Origin of the sequence: Microbacterium sp. 8M (assembly GCF_902506375.1) — a bacterium.
Classification (GTDB): Bacteria; Actinomycetota; Actinomycetes; order Actinomycetales; family Microbacteriaceae; genus Microbacterium.
On the sequence record NZ_LR733284.1, the window covers coordinates 1,338,797 to 1,356,429 of the forward strand.

At 72.0% G+C, this 17,633-nt stretch carries 12 protein-coding genes; 7 read left to right on the forward strand and 5 right to left on the reverse strand.

Annotated features, from left to right (window positions below):
• Positions 1 to 24: 24 nt before the first annotated feature.
• From AERO9AM_RS06340 to hrpA, 3 genes are all read right to left on the reverse strand, one after another.
• Entirely contained in the window at positions 25 to 1,374 is a 1,350-nt protein-coding gene (locus tag AERO9AM_RS06340) for an O-acetylhomoserine aminocarboxypropyltransferase/cysteine synthase family protein (protein WP_159575383.1), read from the reverse strand.
• Between the two features lie 235 nt (positions 1,375 to 1,609).
• Positions 1,610 to 2,557 (reverse strand): quinone oxidoreductase family protein, encoded by a 948-nt coding sequence (locus AERO9AM_RS06345; RefSeq protein WP_159575384.1) that lies wholly within the window; start codon positions 2,555 to 2,557, stop codon positions 1,610 to 1,612.
• A gap of 44 nt (positions 2,558 to 2,601) precedes the next feature.
• Positions 2,602 to 6,648 (reverse strand): ATP-dependent RNA helicase HrpA, encoded by a 4,047-nt coding sequence (gene hrpA, locus AERO9AM_RS06350; protein WP_159575385.1) that lies wholly within the window; start codon positions 6,646 to 6,648, stop codon positions 2,602 to 2,604.
• 64 nt (positions 6,649 to 6,712) lie between these two features.
• Between hrpA and AERO9AM_RS06355 the strand changes: the two genes are divergently transcribed.
• From AERO9AM_RS06355 to AERO9AM_RS06375, 5 genes are all read left to right on the forward strand, one after another.
• Complete coding sequence (locus AERO9AM_RS06355; RefSeq protein ID WP_159575386.1) at positions 6,713 to 7,552, forward strand: aldo/keto reductase; 840 nt, start codon at positions 6,713 to 6,715, stop codon at positions 7,550 to 7,552.
• 132 nt (positions 7,553 to 7,684) lie between these two features.
• Positions 7,685 to 9,457, forward strand: a complete 1,773-nt coding sequence (locus AERO9AM_RS06360) for a thioredoxin domain-containing protein (protein ID WP_159575387.1) — start codon at positions 7,685 to 7,687, stop codon at positions 9,455 to 9,457.
• 209 nt (positions 9,458 to 9,666) lie between these two features.
• Entirely contained in the window at positions 9,667 to 10,812 is a 1,146-nt protein-coding gene (hisC, locus tag AERO9AM_RS06365; protein ID WP_159575388.1) for a histidinol-phosphate transaminase, read from the forward strand.
• Positions 10,809 to 12,224, forward strand: coding sequence for an amino acid permease (locus tag AERO9AM_RS06370; protein ID WP_159575389.1), 1,416 nt, complete (start codon positions 10,809 to 10,811; stop codon positions 12,222 to 12,224). Before hisC ends, AERO9AM_RS06370 begins: the two co-directional genes overlap by 4 nt.
• Positions 12,225 to 12,226: 2 nt before the next feature.
• Positions 12,227 to 12,700: an Lrp/AsnC family transcriptional regulator gene (locus AERO9AM_RS06375; protein ID WP_159575390.1), complete on the forward strand. Its 474-nt coding sequence runs from the start codon at positions 12,227 to 12,229 to the stop codon at positions 12,698 to 12,700.
• Between the two features lie 32 nt (positions 12,701 to 12,732).
• On the opposite strand, the gene AERO9AM_RS06380 is transcribed toward AERO9AM_RS06375, so the two are convergent.
• Both AERO9AM_RS06380 and AERO9AM_RS06385 read right to left on the reverse strand, forming a co-directional pair.
• Complete coding sequence (locus tag AERO9AM_RS06380) at positions 12,733 to 13,695, reverse strand: magnesium transporter CorA family protein (protein WP_159575391.1); 963 nt, start codon at positions 13,693 to 13,695, stop codon at positions 12,733 to 12,735.
• 1 nt (position 13,696) lies between these two features.
• Positions 13,697 to 15,268, reverse strand: a complete 1,572-nt coding sequence (locus AERO9AM_RS06385) for a dolichyl-phosphate-mannose--protein mannosyltransferase (RefSeq protein WP_159575392.1) — start codon at positions 15,266 to 15,268, stop codon at positions 13,697 to 13,699.
• 23 nt (positions 15,269 to 15,291) lie between these two features.
• Between AERO9AM_RS06385 and rsmI the strand changes: the two genes are divergently transcribed.
• Entirely contained in the window at positions 15,292 to 16,107 is an 816-nt protein-coding gene (rsmI, locus tag AERO9AM_RS06390; protein WP_159575393.1) for a 16S rRNA (cytidine(1402)-2'-O)-methyltransferase, read from the forward strand.
• Positions 16,108 to 16,276: 169 nt separating this feature from the next.
• Positions 16,277 to 17,629, forward strand: a complete 1,353-nt coding sequence (locus tag AERO9AM_RS06395; protein WP_159575394.1) for an HNH endonuclease signature motif containing protein — start codon at positions 16,277 to 16,279, stop codon at positions 17,627 to 17,629.
• Positions 17,630 to 17,633: the final 4 nt, after the last annotated feature.

Below are 17,633 nucleotides of genomic sequence, written 5' to 3' on the forward strand. Positions count from 1 at the left end.
CGGGCGCGCACGCTCCGACCGCGCTCAGGCGGTGGCGAGCTCCGGCTCGACGACGGCGTGGGCGAGCGCCTGCTCCAGGTCGGCGAGGATGTCGGCGGGGTCCTCGATGCCGATCGACAGGCGCACCGTGGTCGCGCTGATGCCGGCGGCGGCGCGCTGTGCCGCGTTCAGGTGCGAGTGCGTCATCGACGCCGGGTGGGCGACGAGCGAGCGGGCGTCGCCGATGTTCGCCACGAGCCGCACCACGCGGAGGCCGTCGACGAACCGCTCCACGCGCTCCTGGTCGCGGTCCTCGTCGCCCGTGGACGCGAGGTCGATCGAGAACACCGCGGGAGCGCCGTGCGGAAGGTAGTGCGCGACCCGCCCGTGCCACGGGTTGCCGACGAGGCCGGGATGGTGGACCGCGGCGATCGCCGGGTTCGCGGCGAGGGCCTCGGCGATGGCGAGGGCGGACGAGCTCTGCCGGGCGACGCGCAGGTCGAGCGTCTCGATGCCCTGCAGGATCTGGTGCGCGTTGAACGGCGACAGCGACGGCCCCAGGTCGTGCACGTACTTCGCCTTCACGAGCACCGCGAAGGCGAGGCCCTGACCGAACCGCTCCCACAGCGACACCGGGCCGAACCGGTCGTGCTGCGCGGTGAACTGCGGCCAGCGGGCCGGATCCGCGCCGAAGTCGAAGGAGCCCAGGTCGACCGCGACCCCGCCCAGGGAGCCGCCGTGGCCGCTCAGGTACTTGGTGGCCGAATGCACCACGAAGTCGGCTCCGTGCTCGCCCGGACGCTGCAGGTACGGCGTGGTCACGGTGCTGTCGATCACCAGCGGCACGCCCGCGGCGTGCGCGATGTCGGCGACGGCACGCACGTCGAGCACCTGCGCCAGCGGGTTCGCCACGGACTCCGCGAAGAACAGCCGCGTGCGCTCGGTGACGGCGGAGCGCCATGCCTCGGGGTCGTCCTGGTCGACGAAGGTCACCGCGATGCCGAAGTCGTCGAGCGTGTCCTGCAGCAGGTCGACCGTACCGCCGTACAGTCGGTCGGCGGCGACGACATGGCCGCCCCGGCCGGCGAGCGCGAGGATCGTCACGGCGACGGCGGCCTGACCGCTCGCGACGGCGACGGCGGAGACGCCGCCCTCGAGCGCGGCCACGCGCTCCTCGAGCACCTGCTGGGTGGGGCTGGCGTTGCGGCTGTAGATGTTGCCCGCGCGGCGCAGCGCGAACAGGTCGCGCGCCTCGGCGAGATTGGCGAACTGGTAGGCGGCCGACTGGTACAGCGGCGGCACCGCGGTGTTCTGCGGCGTGCCGGGGACGTAGGCCGCCTGCACCTGCTTCGTGGCGAAACGGGTGTCGGGAGCGGAGGCGGCGGCGTCGGTCACCCACCCATCCTCGGGCGCGAAGTCCCGGATCCGCCGGGATGTTTCCGTCTGTTGCGGATCGGCGGCGGCCTGTTGCGGATCGGCGGTGGCGCCCGGCCTCTGGAGCCGCGTGCGGGAAAACCCCGGCGACGTGCGGCGTGGCGCGTCCCGCCGGCGCGACCGGATGCGCGACACGCGTGGTGCTCCTCCGTTTTCCGACGGAGGGATCCGGATCTGTTGCGGATCCGGGCGGCGGTCAGGGGCGCAGCAGGATCTTGCCGTGCGCGGCGTGCGCCTCGATGAGACGGTGCGCCTCGGCGGCTTCCGCGAGCGGCAGCTCCGGCCCGAATTCGATCGTGAACCGCCCCTCCGCGATCATGCCGACGGCGACCGGCACGGCCTCGGCGCGCCAGGCGAGCTCCTGCTCCGTGAGCGGGACGGGGCTGCCGCCGCTGAAGGCGCGGATGCCGAGCTCGGCCGCGTCCGGGCCGCGCACGATCGTCGCGATCCGGTCCCGGTCGGCGACGAGGGCGAGCGACGCGGCGATGGCCTCGTCCGTGCCTGCGCCGTCGAGCGCCACGGTGATCTCACGCCCGCCGGCGGCCTCCCGGACGCGCTGCTCGAGTCCCTCGCCGTAGACCACCGGGATCGCGCCGAGCTCGCGCATCCGCTCCTGCGAGCCGGGGCCGCCCGTCGCGATGACCGCGGCGCCCCAGGCGACGGCGAACTGGATCGCGGCCTGCCCGACCGCTCCGGATCCGGCGTGCAGGAGCAGCAGATCGCCGGGGCCGACGGCGAGAGACCGCAGCGCCTGGTAGGCGGTTCCGGCGGGGATCCCCAGCGCGGCCCCCTCCGCGGCGGTCACCGCATCGGGAAGGGGCGTCACGTGCGCGGCCGGCACGGCGAGAGCCGTGGCATATGTGCCGCGGGTGTCGCGGATGGCCACCCGGGCGCCGACGGCGACACCGGCGACGTCCGGTCCGACCGCGGTCACGACGCCGGCGCCGTCGAAGCCGAGGCGGCGGGGCTCGGTGATCGGCGGGAGCGGCCGGAAGCCGCTGCGCTGCTTCACGTCGATGGGGTTCACCCCTGCGGCCTCGATGCGAACCACGACCTCGCCGGCCGCGGGCACCGGATCCGGCACCTCCACGAGGGTGAGGACCTCCGGTCCGCCGAGTTCGGTCTGCACGATCGCCTGAGCCATGGATCCAGGCTACGGCTCCGGCGGTCGGCGGCGGGCCGCCCGGGTCACTTCTCGGCGAGGGCCTTCACGATGCGCTGCGGCGACACCGGCTGCGCGGTGCCGAGGCGCTGCGCGAACAGGCTGACGCGGTACTCCTCGAGGAGCCAGCGCACCTCCACGAGCCGGGGCGCGGCGTCGGCGGGCAGCGGGATGGTGCCGCCGGCGTCGGCGAACTGCTGGGCCATCCGCTCGTACTCGGTGAGCCGGGTGCGGTCCTTGCCCGGCGCGTCGGCCAGGGTGCGCAGACGGTCCAGGATCCCGTCCAGATAGCGCGGGTAGTGCGCGAGGCGCTCGGCGCCGGCGATGGAGATGAACCCGTTCGGGAGCAGGCCCGCGAGCTGGCCTCGGATGTCGTTCAGCGTCCCGAGCAGAGCGAGGGAGTTCTGCCCCTTCATCGCGCGCTCGACCTCGCGCGCCCTGGTCAGGATCTTCGCCACGAGCGACACCAGCGCGAACAGCTCGTCGACGACGATCGCGGAGACGCCGTCACGCACGCGGGCGAAGTCGGCCTCGGTGCGCACGATCCCGGATCCGTCCGTCAACCGGTCGATCGTGGCGCGCGCCACCGCGGCGCGCGCGTCCTCGATCAGCGCGGCGACGTTCGGGTACGGCGACGCGGCGAGCGCGAGCTTCTCGGGGCTCGTCAGGTGGTCCTGCACGTAGGACGCGGGGGAGGGGATACCCAGCAGCACCAGCCGCAGCACGCCGTCCCTGGTCGCCACGCGGGCGGCATCGGCGGTCGCCTCGACGCGCAGGGAGACCGTCCTGCCCTGATCCACGAGAGCCGGGTACCCGCGCACCACGCCGCCGGCGACGCGGGTGTCGAGCACCTCCGGCAGGTCGCCGAAGTCCCAGGTCGTGAGGCCGTCGCGCGCGACGAGCGCGGGCGTCCCCTGGGCGGCCGGCGCCGGTCCCTGAGGCCGTCGAAGGGACCCCGCGACCCTGGCGCTGCCCGTGCGAGCGGTCGTGTCCCTGCTCAGCGATCGCGACACACTGTCCCGGGACCGATCGGCGAGATCGCGCTGCAGCGCGGCCAGATCCCGCCCCGAGCCCACCACGCGCCCGCGCTCGTCGACGGCGCGGAAGTTCATCCGCAGATGCGCGGGGACGCGCTCCATGTCGAAGTCGGCGGCCGACATCGGCTGGTTCGCCAGAGGCTGGATGAGCCGGGCCAGCGCCTCACGCAGGCTCCGCGGGGGCAGGCCGGCGTGCGCTTCGGGGCCGTCGGCGGCCAGTTCGGCGCCGAACTTCTCCGCCCAGTCCGCGGCGGGGACGACGTGGCGGCGGATCGCCTTCGGCAGCGCCCGCAGCAGCGCGGTCACGAGCTCGGCGCGCAGCCCAGGCACCTGCCAGTCGAAGCCCGCATCCTGCACCTGCTGCAGCAGCGCGAGCGGGATCACGACGCTCACGCCGTCGTCTGCGGCGCCCGGCTCGAACCGGTAGGCGAGGCCCAGCACCTGGTCGGCCTGCGTCCAGCGCGTGGGGAAGTCGCGCTGGTCGGCGCGCTCGTCGTCGTCGATCAGGTCGCTCTCGCGCATCACGAGCAGCTTCGGCGTCCTGGCGAGCTCCTCGCGCCACCACGCCTCGAACGAGCGCACATCGCAGACCTCGGCGGGGATCCGCTCGTCGTAGAAGCGGAACACCGCCTCGTCGCCGACGAGGATGTCGCGGCGGCGCTCGCGCTCCTCGAGCTTCTCCAGGCGCTTGCGCAGCTCGGCGTTGCTGCGCCAGAACGCCGAGACGCGCTTGTCGATGCGCGACGGATCCCATTCGCCCTCGACGAGCGCGTGCCGGAGGAACAGCTCCCGTGCGGCCGGCCGGTCGATGCGGGCGAACTGCACGCGGCGGCGCGCCACGATCTCGACGCCGAACAGCGTCACCTTCTCGAACGCGACGGCGGCTCCGGCCTCCTTCGACCAGTGCGGCTCGGAGATCTGCCGCTTCGCGAGGTCGCCGGCGAGCGCCTCCGCCCAGGCGGGGTCGATCGCGGCGGCCGTGCGGGCGAAGGTGCGCGAGGTCTCCACGATCTCCGCCGCCATCACCGCGCGCGGCGTTCTGGCCCCTGAGGCTCTCGAGGGGCGCAGCGACGAGCCGGGGAACAGCGAGAAGCGGATCCCGCGCGCGCCGCGGTACTCGGCGAAGCGGCGCTTCGGGTCCTTCTGCGGACCGGTTGCTGAGCGAGCGGAGCGAGACGAAGCACGCTCGTCCAGGATGCCGATGTGGCTGAGCAGCCCCGCGAGCAGCGCGCGGTGCACGGCGTCGGCGTCGACCGTCCGGGTGTCGCCGTCGCGCCCGGTCTTCACGAGCGTGCGCAGCTGGCGGTGCACGTCGAACCACTCCCGCACGCGCACGTAGTTCAGGTGCTCGGCGCGGCAGAGCCGGCGGAAGGCACTGGATCCGAGCTCGCGCTGCTGCTCGCGCAGGTGGTTCCAGAGGTTCAGGATCGTGAGGAAGTCGCTGGTCGGATCCGCGAAGCGGGCATGCATCCGCTCCGCCTCGTCGCGCACTCCCTGCGGCGCGTCCGCGGAGGGGCGCTCCCGCACGTCCTGGATCGACAGGCCGGCGACGATCGCGAGGACGGGGGCGACCACGTCGGTGCGCACGGCCTCGACGAGCATGCGGGCGAAGCGCGGGTCGATCGGCATGCGGGCGATGTCGCGCCCGATCCGGGTGAGCCGCGGGGCCTCGGGCCCTGAGCCCGTCGAAGCGCCGCGTCCCGCCTGCACGGCGCCGAGCTCCACGAGCAGGTCGAAGGCGGAGCGCACGTCGCGGGACTCCGGGGGAGTGAGGAACGGGAACTCGGCGATGTCGCCGAAGCCCAGGCTCAGCATCTGCAGCACGACCGCGGCGAGCGAGGTGCGCAGGATCTCGGGCTCGGTGAACTCCGGGCGCTTGTCGAAGTCGTCCTCGCCGTAGAGCCGGATCGCGATGCCGGGGCTCGTGCGGCCGGCGCGTCCCGAGCGCTGGTTCGCCGACGCCTGCGAGACGGCCTCGATCGGCAGCTGCTGCACCTTGGAGCGGCTGCTGTAGCGCGAGATGCGCGCCGTGCCGGTGTCGATCACGTACTTGATGCCGGGCACCGTGAGGCTGGTCTCGGCCACGTTCGTCGCGAGGATCACCCGCCGGCGGAGCCCCGCGACCGTCGACGGCTCGAACACCCGGTGCTGTTCGGCGGCCGAGAGGCGGCCGTACAGGGGCAGCACCTCGACCGGCGCCGTCTGCGAGCGGTAGGCGCCGCGGATCGCGTCGGCGGCGTCGCGGATCTCGGCCTCGCCGGGAAGGAACACGAGCACGTCGCCGCGCTCCTCGCGATCCAGCTCCTGCAGCGCCCGCACGATCGCGGTGACCTCGTCTTCGGGCTCGGAGTCGCGCCCCTTCGGTCCCTGAGCGGGGCGTGGGGATCGAGGCTTCGCGGACCCGGACCCTTCGACGGGCTCAGGGACCTGGTCCACCAGCGGGCGATACCGGATCTCGACGGGATATGTGCGCCCGGACACCTCGATGACGGGCGCGGGCTCGCCCTCGGCATCGGCGAAGTGCTTCGCGAAGCTGTGCGGGTCGATGGTCGCGGAGGTGATGATCACCTTCAGATCCGGTCGCTCGGGCAGGATCCGGTGCAGATAGCCGAGCAGGAAGTCGACGTTGAGGGAGCGTTCGTGCGCCTCGTCGATGATGATCGTGTCGTAGCGGCGCAGCAGCCGGTCCCGATGGATCTCGTTGAGCAGGATCCCGTCGGTCATCAGCGCGATCCGGGTCTCGTCCGAGACCTGGTCCGTGAAGCGCACCTTGTAACCGACGAGCCCGCCCAGCGGCACCTGCAGCTCCTCCGCGACGCGCTCCGCGATCGTGCGGGCGGCGAGCCGCCGGGGCTGGGTGTGCGCGATGCGCTCCCGTCCCAGCTCGAGCAGGATCTTCGGCAACTGCGTGGTCTTGCCGGACCCGGTCGCGCCGGCGACGACGACGACCTGGTGGTCGCGGACGGCCGCGGCGATCTCGTCGCGCGCGGCACTGACCGGGAGTTCCGGCGGATAGGAGATCACGGGCGCAGACATAGCCCTCCAGCCTATCGCGGGGACGGCGGCCCCGCCCTGCGTGGACGGAACCTAGGCTGGAGCCATGACGACGATCCCCCTCATCACCCTGAACGACGGCCACCGGATCCCGCAGCTCGGCTACGGAGTCTTCAAGGTGGATCCTGCCGACACCGAGCGCGCCGTGAGCGAGGCCCTCGAGATCGGATACCGCCACATCGACACGGCGGCGATCTACGGCAACGAGGAGGGCGTCGGGGCGGCGATCGCGAAGAGCGGCATCCCGCGAGACGAGCTGTTCATCACGACCAAGCTCTGGAACGACCGTCACGACGGCGACGAGCCGGACGCGGCGATCCAGGAGAGCCTGGACAGGCTCGGCCTCGACCACGTCGACCTGTACCTGGTGCACTGGCCGACCCCGGCCAAGGACAACTACGTGCACGCCTGGGAGAAGGTCGTCGCGATCCGCGACCGGGGCCTTGCGCGTTCCGCGGGCGTCTCCAACTTCCTCGTGCCGCACCTCGAGCGCATCGTCGCGGAGACGGGCGTCGTGCCCGCGGTCGACCAGATCGAGCTGCACCCGGCCTACCAGCAGCGCGACGTCGCCTCCTGGGCGCGCGACAACGACGTGAAGATCGAGGCGTGGGGTCCGCTCGGCCAGGGCAAGTACGACCTGTTCGGCATTCCGGCCGTCGCCGACGCCGCCGCCGCGCACGGCAAGACCCCCGCGCAGGTCGTGCTGCGCTGGCACCTGCAGAAGGGCAACATCGTGTTCCCGAAGTCGGTGCGCGCCGAGCGCCTGCGCGAGAACCTCGACGTGTTCGACTTCGCCCTCACCGACGTCGAGTTCGCGGCGATCTCCGCCCTGGATCCCGGCGACGGATCCGGCCGCGTCGCATCGCACCCGGACGAGGTGAACTGACCCCCAGGGGTCGTTGAGCGAGGACGCGCGCAGCGCGACCGAGACGAAACGCGGTGCTCTCGTCGGCCGCGTTTCGTCTCGCTGCGCTCGCTCAACGGCCGTGAAGGCACACGGTCGGCGTAGCGTGGCCGTATGAGCAATCGCCTCGCCGGCACCGGCAGTCCGTACCTGCGCGCGCACGCCGACAACCCCGTGGACTGGTTCCCGTGGGGAGCGGAGGCGTTCGCGGAGGCGCAGCGCCGCGACGTGCCCGTGCTCATCTCGATCGGGTACTCGACGTGCCACTGGTGCCACGTGATGGCACGGGAGTCGTTCCAGGATCCGGCGACCGCGGCCGACCTGAACCGCGGCTTCGTGGCGATCAAGGTCGATCGCGAGGAGCACCCCGAGGTGGATGCGGCGTATCTGGCCGCGGCGTCCGCGTTCACTGGCGACCTGGGCTGGCCGCTCACCGTGTTCGCGACGCCGACCGGCCGTGCCTTCCACGCCGGCACCTACTTCCCGCCGACGCCGCGGGGCCAGCTGCCCGCGTTCCGCACCGTGCTCGCGGCCGTCCGCGAGGCGTGGACCGAGCGTCGCACCGAGGTGGAGGACCTCGCCGTCGCGGTCGCCGAAGCACTCACCCCGCCCACGGAGGGCGCCGCCTCGACCGCACTGCCGGACGAGACCGCGCTCGCCGCGGCGGCGCAGGAGATCGCCGCACGGGAGGACCGCCGGTACGGTGGCTTCGGCACGGCGCCGAAGTTCCCCGTCGCGACGACCCTGCGGTTCCTGCAGACGATGGGCCGCGGCGACGTGGTCGGGCGGGCGCTCGATGCGATGGCCGGCTCCGAGCTGCGCGACGAGGACGGCGGCTTCTTCCGGTACGCGACCCAGCAGGACTGGTCGGTGCCGCACTACGAGCGCATGCTCATCGACAACGCGCAGCTGCTCGACGCCGCGCTCGACGCCGGCCGGGAGGACGTCGTGCGCGGTGCGGCGCGGTTCCTGCTCGGCGTGCTGCAGCGACCCGAGGGCGGCTTCGGCGCCGCGCAGGACTCGGAGTCGTGGATCGACGGGGCGCGCAGCGAGGGCGGCTACTACCGTCGCCCGCTGTCCGCACGGGAGGGGCTGCAGCCGCCGGCGGTCGACGGCAAGGTCATCACGGGCTGGAACGGTCTCGCGATCGCCGCTCTCGCGCGCGCCGGGGATGCGCTCGGCGAACCGTCGTGGATCGCCGCCGCCGTGCGGGCCGCCGACACCGTCCTCACCGTCAACCGCGACCCGGACGGGCGGCTGGTGCGCGCCTCGCTCGACGGGGAGGCATCGCAGGCCGTCCCCACGGACGCGGATCACGGGCTCCTCGCCGACGGGCTGTTCGCCCTCGCCCTGGCGACCGGCGATGCGGGCTGGGCGACGCGCGCCCTGGACGTGCTCGCGACCCCGGCCGAGGCGGATCCGGTGCTCGCGGGGTTCGCCATCCCCGGCGCAGTCGACGACGGCGACGGCGACCTTCCGTCCGGCGCCGCCGCGCTGGCCGCAGCCGAGCTCACCGCCTGGCGCCTCGGCGCCGGGGAGCAGCACCGCGAGCGCGCCGCCGCCCTCGTCGCCGCACGGGCGGCGCGCGCCCTGCAGCACCCGTTCGGGTACGGCGCCCTGCTGCGCGTGGCGGCGGGGCTCGTACGGCCTCCGCGCCAGATCGTCGCCGTGACGGCCGACGCCCGCGGCCCGCTGGCGGAGGCGGCCCGGCGCGCCGATGCCGACGTCGCGGCCGTGCTCGCGCCGGCGCAGGTGCGGTCCTTCGCCGCCGCCGGCTTCACCTTGTTCGAGGAGCGCGACGCCACCGTCGACGTGGTGCACGACTGCCGCGGCTTCGTGTGCCGGCTGCCTGTGTCGGATCCCGCCCTCGTGCCCGAAGCGCGCTGAGTCCGGAGTCATCGATCGCTGTACAGTCTGTTCAGCGGATCAGCGCAGACGCTCGGCAGACTGTGCGTCTTGCGCAGCCGATACTGAGCCGTTTGTCCAGCAGGCCGGACGGTGGATACAGTGGCCGGACCCCGGCGACGTCGCCGCTGCGGCCCTGCCGTCCGACGTCGCACCCGGCCCGAACCCACCGCAGCAAGGACGCCCCGACGATGACCCTCCCCGTCACTCCGGCCACGGCCACGCCCCCGACGAACCCGCGGCTGGACGCGGTGCCCGCCTACAAGCAGGGCCGCTCCGCTCCGGCGGGCGCCTCGAAGCTCTCCTCGAACGAGTCGCCGCACCCGCCGCTGCCGTCCGTGGTCTCGGCGATCTCCGACCGCCTCGGATCCATCCACCGCTACCCGCAGATGGCGGCGCCCGAGATCATCGGCCGCCTCGCCGAGCGTTACGGCGTCGATCCGGATCTCGTGACGGTCGGCGCCGGATCCGTCGAGCTGGCATCGCAGCTCATCCACGCCGTGGCGGGCGAGGGCGACGAGGTCATGTTCGCCTGGCGCTCCTTCGAGGCCTACCCCTCCCTCGTGCGCATCGCGGGTGCGACCCCCGTCATGGTGCCGCTGGACGAGGAGCACCGTCACGACCTCGACGGGATGCTCGCGGCGATCACCGAGCGCACCCGGCTCGTCTTCGTGTGCAACCCCAACAATCCCACCGGCACCGTCGTGGGAGCGGCAGAGCTCGAGCGCTTCGTGGCGGCCGTGCCCCGCGACGTGCTCGTGGTGATCGATGAGGCGTACGTGCACTTCGACGGGTCGCCGTACTTCGCCGACGCGCCCGCCGCGACCGATCCGGAGCGCGGCGCGGGCCTGGAGCTGTTCCGCCGCTACCCGCATGTGGCCGTGCTGCACACGTTCTCCAAGGCGTACGGTCTCGCAGGGCTCCGGATCGGCTATGCGATCGCCCCGGCGGCGATCGCCGACGCTCAGCGCAAGGTCGCCGTGCCGTTCGGCGTCACCGACCTGGCGCAGGCCGCCGCCGTCGCCTCGCTCGACGCCCAGGAGGAGCTCGCCGCCCGCATCGCCGAGGTGACCGCGCAGCGCGACCGCCTGCGCGACGTGCTCCTGGAGTCCGGCTGGCCCGCCGTGCCCTCGCAGGCGAACTTCGTGTGGGTGCCTGCCGGCGAGCGTGCCGCAGAGCTGGACCGCATCCTGCACGCGGGCGGCGTCGTGGCCCGCACCTTCCCGGGCGAGGGCGTGCGGATCTCCGCGGGCTCCGCCGAAGACACCCACCGCGTGGCCGCCGCCCTGGCCGCCGTGCACCCGACCGCTGCCGTTCGCGAGGAGGCGACCGCATGACCATCGACGTGCCCCTGACCACGACCACCACGAAGGGCCTGCATCCGGGCCTGACCCGCCGGCAGATCTCGATGATGGGACTCGGCGGCGCGATCGGCGCCGGCCTGTTCGTCGGCTCGGGGCAGGCGATCGGCATCGCCGGACCCGCCGTGATCGTGTCCTACCTCGTCGCCGGCACCATCGTGGTGCTCGTCATGGCGATGCTCGCGGAGATGGTGGCCGCCAACCCGTCCTCGGGGGCGTTCAGCTCGTACGCGCAGAAGGCGATGGGACGCAGCGTCGGCAGCGCGGTCGGGTGGCTGTACTGGATCCAGCTCGTCGTCGTGATCGCCGCCGAAGCGACCGGTGCCGCCGGCATCGTCGCTCACCGCTTCCCTGGCGTTCCGGAATGGGCCTGGGTGCTGCTCTTCGTGCTGGCGCTCACGGTCGTGAACCTGCTGGGCGTGCGCAACTACGGACGGTTCGAGTTCTGGTTCGCCGCGATCAAGGTGGCCGCGATCATCGCGTTCCTCGTCGTGGGCGTGCTCGCGATCGTCGGCCTCATCCCCGGCACGCCGGCCACGGGCGTCGGCAACCTGGTCGACCACGGCGGCTTCGCGCCCACCGGCATCGCCGGGATCGCGGGCGCCCTGCTCATCGTCGTGTTCGCCTTCGGCGGCACCGAGGTGGTAGCGATCGCGGCCGCGGAGTCGGACGACCCGTCGCGCAACATCAGCCGGATCGTGCGCCAGGTCATGGTGCGGATCCTGGTGTTCTACGTCGGATCCATCTTCGTCATCGTCGCCGTGCTGCCGTGGAACTCGAAGGAGGTGCTGGCGGGGCCCTTCTCGGCGGTCCTGGACACCCTGAAGGTCCCCGGTGTGGGGCTGGTCATGGACCTCATCGTCATCGTGGCGCTGCTGTCCGCCATGAACGCCAACATCTACGGCGCTTCGCGCATGGCCTTCTCGCTGGGCGAGCGCGGCCTCGCTCCGCTCGCGCTCACCCGCACCAGCCCAGCCGGTGTTCCGCGGGTCGCCGTGCTGAGCTCGGTCGCCTTCGGCTTCGTCACGGTGGTCCTCAACTGGATCTGGCCCGAGCAGGTGCTTCCGGCGCTGCTGAACGTGGTCGGCTCCACGCTGCTCATCATGTGGACGGCGACCGCGCTCGCGCAGGTCATCCTCCGTCGCCGCGCCGACGCGGCCGGCACGCCCCTGCCGATGCGCATGTGGGGCTTCCCCTGGCTGTCGATCGTGACCCTGGTGCTGCTCGGCGCGATCATCGTGCTCACGATGCTCGATGCCGGGGCGCGCACCCAGCTGCTCCTCACGATCGGGCTCACGGCGGTGCTGCTGGTCGTGGCGCGCCTGACCCGGGGGATCTCCCGGCCCGGCGTGCTCAAGGATCCTCAGGACGAGCTGTTCCGGGGCTGACGATGCGCATCGATGCCCTCGACGCGGCCCTCATCCGGCTGCTCACCGACTCGCCGCAGCTGCCCGTGCTGGAATGCGCGCGGCGGCTCGGCGTGGCGCGCGGCACCGTCACGAGCCGGCTCGCGCGGCTGCACGACAACGGCGTGATCGAGGGCATCGTGCCGCGCATCGACCCGCGCGGCTTCGGCTTCGCGCTCACCGCCTTCTGCCAGGTGGAGATCGACCAGAAGGTCGGGCACGACGATGTGGCGGACGCGCTGGCCTCGGCGATCCCGGAGATCGTGGACATGTACACGGTCACCGGGGCCAGCGACATGCAGCTGCGCCTCGTCGCGCACAGCGCCGAGCAGCTGCAGGAGGTGCTGGACCGCATCGCACTGGTTCCCGGCGTCGCGCGCACCGCCAGCTCGATCGCGATGCGCACGCACCTGAACGGCCGCATGCTGCCGCTCGTGGAGCACGCGGCGCGGGGCTGAGGCTCGCGGGCAGAGGCTGCGCCGAGGCGCGTCTACTCGTCGTTCCCGGTCCAGCCCTTGTGGCGGAACCACCACCACATCAGCCCGGCCGACAGCGCCATCGATCCGAGCCCGAGCAGGAAGAACGACCACGGCCCCGTGAAGACGTGGCTGACGGCGAAGTCGAAGTTCATGCCGAAGAACCCGGTGAGGAAGCTCAACGGCAGGAAGATCGAGGCGATGATCGCCAGCTGCTTCGAGGTCTCGCCCTGCCGGTTCGCGACCGTGGACAGATACAGATCCGTGCACCCGGCGACCATCTCGTGGTACCCGTCCAGCTCGTCCGTGATCCGGATGAGGTGGTCGTAGATGTCGCGGAAGTAGTCGTGGCTGTCGGCCTCGAGCCCGGCCAGATCCGTGATGACCTCGGCCTGACGGGCGAACAGGTCGCGCATCGGCACGACCGCCCGGCGCAGCTTCAGCAGCAGCCGCTTCAGGCGGAACGTCTCCTGCAGCTCGTGCCGCCCCGCGCCGGCGACGATGGCGTCCTCGAGGTCGTTGATCTCCTCATCGAGATCCGCGAGCACGGGGAAGTAGCTGTCCACGATCACGTCGATGATCTTGTACACGTAGTAGCGCTCGGTCTTCGGGGCCGTCGAGCGCTCCAGCAGGGTGCGCACCTGACGCAGATCCTGGAAGCGCTCCCCGTGCACCGTCACGATGAACTCGCCGCTGAGGTGGCAGTGCACCTCCTCCAGCGGGTGGTCGTTCTCGTCCTCGGGGTGCATCTCCACCGCGGCCTGCAGCACGAGCAGCGCCCCGTCGCCGTAGACGTCGAGCTTGGGCCGCTGACCCATCCGCTGGGTGTCCTCGATGGAGAGAGGATGCCAGCCGAGCAGCGTGCCGAGCCGCTGCACCTCATCCGCGGAAGGCGAGACCAGGTCGAGCCAGAAGAACTCCTCCTGGGCGCGCAGCTGCGCGATCAGCGGCTCGTCGATGCTGTCCAGGATGCGCATGTCAGATCCAGGTGATCATCCAGTTGTGGGCCTGCCAGAACCACCACGGCACCGGCAGGCCGATCCAGAGCGGGTAGAAGAACGCGCTGACGAGCACGATCAGCACCACGATCACCACGACGGTGCGCTGACCGGCCTGGCGCCGGTGCCGCGGGGCGCTGCGGGGGCCGGCGATGTCGCGCAGTGCGAGCACGAGCGCGAGGATCAGGAACGGCGCCATCACCACCGTGTAGAACTGGAAGATCGTGCGCTCCGGGAACGCCAGCCACGGCAGGTAGGTGGCCGCGAGCCCGACGAGGGGAACGGCGTAGCTCCACGGCATGGGGGAGCGGAGGACGAGCCCGCGCACGAACCGCACCAGGAGGTACACCGACGCCGCGACGCCCAGGTACCAGATCAGCGGGTTCGGGATCGACGTGATCGTGCCGATGCAGTGGTCGGTGCCGAAGCACGGTGTGTCCTGGCCGCCGACCCAGAACGCCGTCGGGCGGATCAGCAGCGGCCACTGCCAGGCCGGGCTCGCGTACGGATGCGACGAGGTCAACCCGACGTGGAACGCCAGGATGTCGGAGTGGTACTTGAACCACGAGGTGAGGACGTTCCCCGTCGCGTGGCGATCGTAGCCGCCGGAGGTGAGGAACCACCCGCTCCACGACGCGAGGTAGACGGCAGCGGCTGCCGGCACGAGCAGCAGGAAGCTCGCCGGCCCCTGGCGGAGCACGGCGTCGGCCGGCCACAGCGCGACGCCCGCCCGGCGGCGGGCCAGGGCGTCGGTGACCACGAGGTAGATTCCGGCGGCGGCCAGCACGTAGGCGCCCGACCACTTCACGCTCGTCGCGGCGCCGAGCGCGAGCCCGGCCAGCACGACCCAGGGGCGCCCCCAGAAGACGCGACCCCAGAGCGTCGGCGCGTCGTCGCGCTCGTGCGAGGTGCGATCCTGGAGGCGCGGCATCATCCGCTGTCGGTCGTACACCAGGAACAGGATCCCCAGCACGACGAAGAACGTCAGGATCCCGTCCAGCAGGCCGATCCGGCTGAGCACGATTCCGAGGCCGTCCACGGCCAGGAGCAGGCCGGCCAGGGTGGCCGCCACGATCGAGCGGGTCAGCGCCTTGGCGAGCAGGTACAGGACGAGCACGGTGAGCGTGCCGATGATCGCCGTGGAGATGCGCCAGCCGAAGCTGGATCCGGGACCGAAGGCGGCGATGCCGAGGGCGATCAGCCATTTGCCGAGCGGCGGATGCACCACGAACGACCCGGCCGTCTGCAGGGCGCCGGTGTCGCCCTTCGCGAACAGGTCGTTCGCCTTGTCGCCCCAGGTGGCCTCATAGCCGTGCACCCACAGCGACCAGGCGTCCTTGACGTAATAGGTCTCGTCGAACACGATCGCGTGCGGATGCGCGAGGCCGGCGATGCGCAGCACGGCGGCGAGCAGCGTGACCAGTGCCGGCGCGAGCCAGGAGATCAATCGCAGTCGTGCCGGGTCGGCGTGCCAGGCGTCGCGCAGCCGCTCCCAGGCCGTGGGGCGGTCGTCGTGCCGGCCGTCGAGGGCCGGCAGCAGAGGCGCGGTCACCCGCTCAGCCTATGCTGGGGCGGGTGATCATCCTCGCGGCCACTCCGATCGGGAACCTGGGCGACGCGTCCCGCCGCCTCGTGGAGGTGCTGGAGAACGCGACGGTCATCGCCGCGGAGGACACCCGCACCACGCAGCGGCTGTTGCAGGCGCTCGGCATCGCGAACCGGCCGCGGTTGATCGCGCTGCACGACCACAACGAGAAGGCCAAGGCTGCCGAGCTCGCCGAGCTCGCCGCGGACGAGGACATCGTGGTGCTCAGCGACGCCGGCATGCCGACCGTCAGCGATCCCGGATACGGGCTCGTCGCCGCGGCCGCCGAACGCGGCGTGACGGTCACGGCGATCCCGGGACCGAGCGCCGTCGTCACGGCACTCGCCGTGTCGGGCCTGCCCACCGACCGCTTCACGTTCGAGGGCTTCCTGCCGCGCAAGCCCGGGGAGCGGCGCTCAGCGCTGGCCGCGCTCGCGGTCGAGCCGCGCACGATGGTGTTCTTCGAGTCGCCGTCCCGCCTTGCGGCGACCCTGGGCGACATGGCGGCGGCGTTCGGCGACGACCGGCGCGTGGCGGTGTGCCGCGAACTGACGAAGCTCTACGAGGAGGTGCGCCGCGGCGGCGCCGCCGAACTCGCCGCCTGGGCGGCGGAGGGCGTGAAGGGCGAGATCGTGGTGGTCGTCTCCGGCGCCGAGCCGCGGGCCGTGTCGCCGGCGGACGCCCTGGCCCAGGTGCAGGCGCTCGTCGCGTCGGGCGTGCGGCTCAAGGACGCCTGCGCCGAGGTCGCCGCCGCCACCGGGCTCGGCTCCCGCGACCTGTACCAGGCGGCGCTCGCCGCGCGCTGAGCAGCGCCCCCGAGGGACGATCGAACGATTGAGGGACGGATCGAATGTCGCGCCCGCGCGGAGCGGGACGCAGGCAACGGCTTCGCAGATCCGTCCGCTTTTGTAGATAAGTTCGATGAATAGGTGCAAAAGGTGTTGCCAGTTTCGTCTTTGTGATCTAAGATGAGTCATGGCCGTCATCATCGATCCGTACCTCACGCGTAGCGGAGAGATCGTCGACCGGTGTGCGCGGATCGATCGTGAGATCGCGGCGTTGGAGGCGGAGAAGGCGGATCTGCTGGGCGAGCGGGTGCAGCTTCTGCTGGATGAGATTCCGCCGGGTGCTCCGGCGTTCGAGGCGGCGGAGCGTTCGATGTTCGCGGAGGTCTCGGCAGGGCTGCGGATCAGTCGCGCCGCGGCTTCCCGAGCGCTCGGCGTCGGTTGGGCGCTGCGCGATCGCTTCCCGCGGACGCGATCCGCACTTGGGTCCGGTGACATCTCGCTGCGGCATGCCACGGTGATCGTCACCGCGGCGACGCCGATCGGGATCCACGACAGCACTGCGTCGGCAGCCTATGAGGAGCGGGTCGTGCCGTTCGCCCGAGCGGAAGCGGCGACGCGCACCGAGGCGTTCGCCAAGAGCGTCGTCGCGGTGATCGCGCCTGAGACTGTCGTGGAACGGCATCGGCGTGCGCGTGAGGACCGCACCGTGACGGTGCAGGACCGTGAAGACGGGATGAGCCTGTTCCAGTTGCTGATTCCGAGCGTGCTCGCGCACGCCGCGTTCGACCGGGCGACGGCTCTCGCCAAGCAGGCGCGGATCATCACTGCGACGACTGCCTGCAACGGATTCGACGGGCCATTCGCGCCCCAGGAGGGTGTCGAGCTGACCGACGACGACCTGAGCCGTCTCACCGGCTTCGAGGCCGTGGCCGCAGGCGCGGGGGAGCCGCTCCCCGACGAGCGAACGCTGGATCAGGCCCGTGCGGACATCGTGACCGATCTGCTGCTCGCGGCGGCGACCGACAGCCTGATCGAGAACGGGCTGGATGCGGTGCGGGGCACCGTGCAGGTCACGATCGCGGCGACAACCCTCGCAGGGATCGATGACCGGCTCGCCGAGCTCGACGGGCATGGGCCGATTCAGTCCGACCTCGTCCGTGCTCTCGCCGGCGGTGCAGAGCATTGGGAGCGGTTGTTCCTGGATCCGTCCGGGATGATCGTCTGCACCGACAGCTACACGCCGACCGAGCGGATGAAGAAACAGCTGCGCGCCCGAGACCAGCGCTGCCGGTTCCCGGGGTGCCGGCTCGCGGCGCGACGATGCCAGCTCGATCACACCCTCGACTACGCCAAAGGCGGCCCGACTCATCTCGGCAATCTGAGCTGTCTCTGCGAAGGGCACCATGTGCTGAAACACCCGGACAACGATGACCGCTGGCGGTGGAACGTGGTGCAGAAAGCCGGCGGTGTCATGGAATGGACCAGCCCGACCGGCCGCGTCTACATCGACACCCCGATGCCGCGCGTCCAGTTCGTCTGAACGG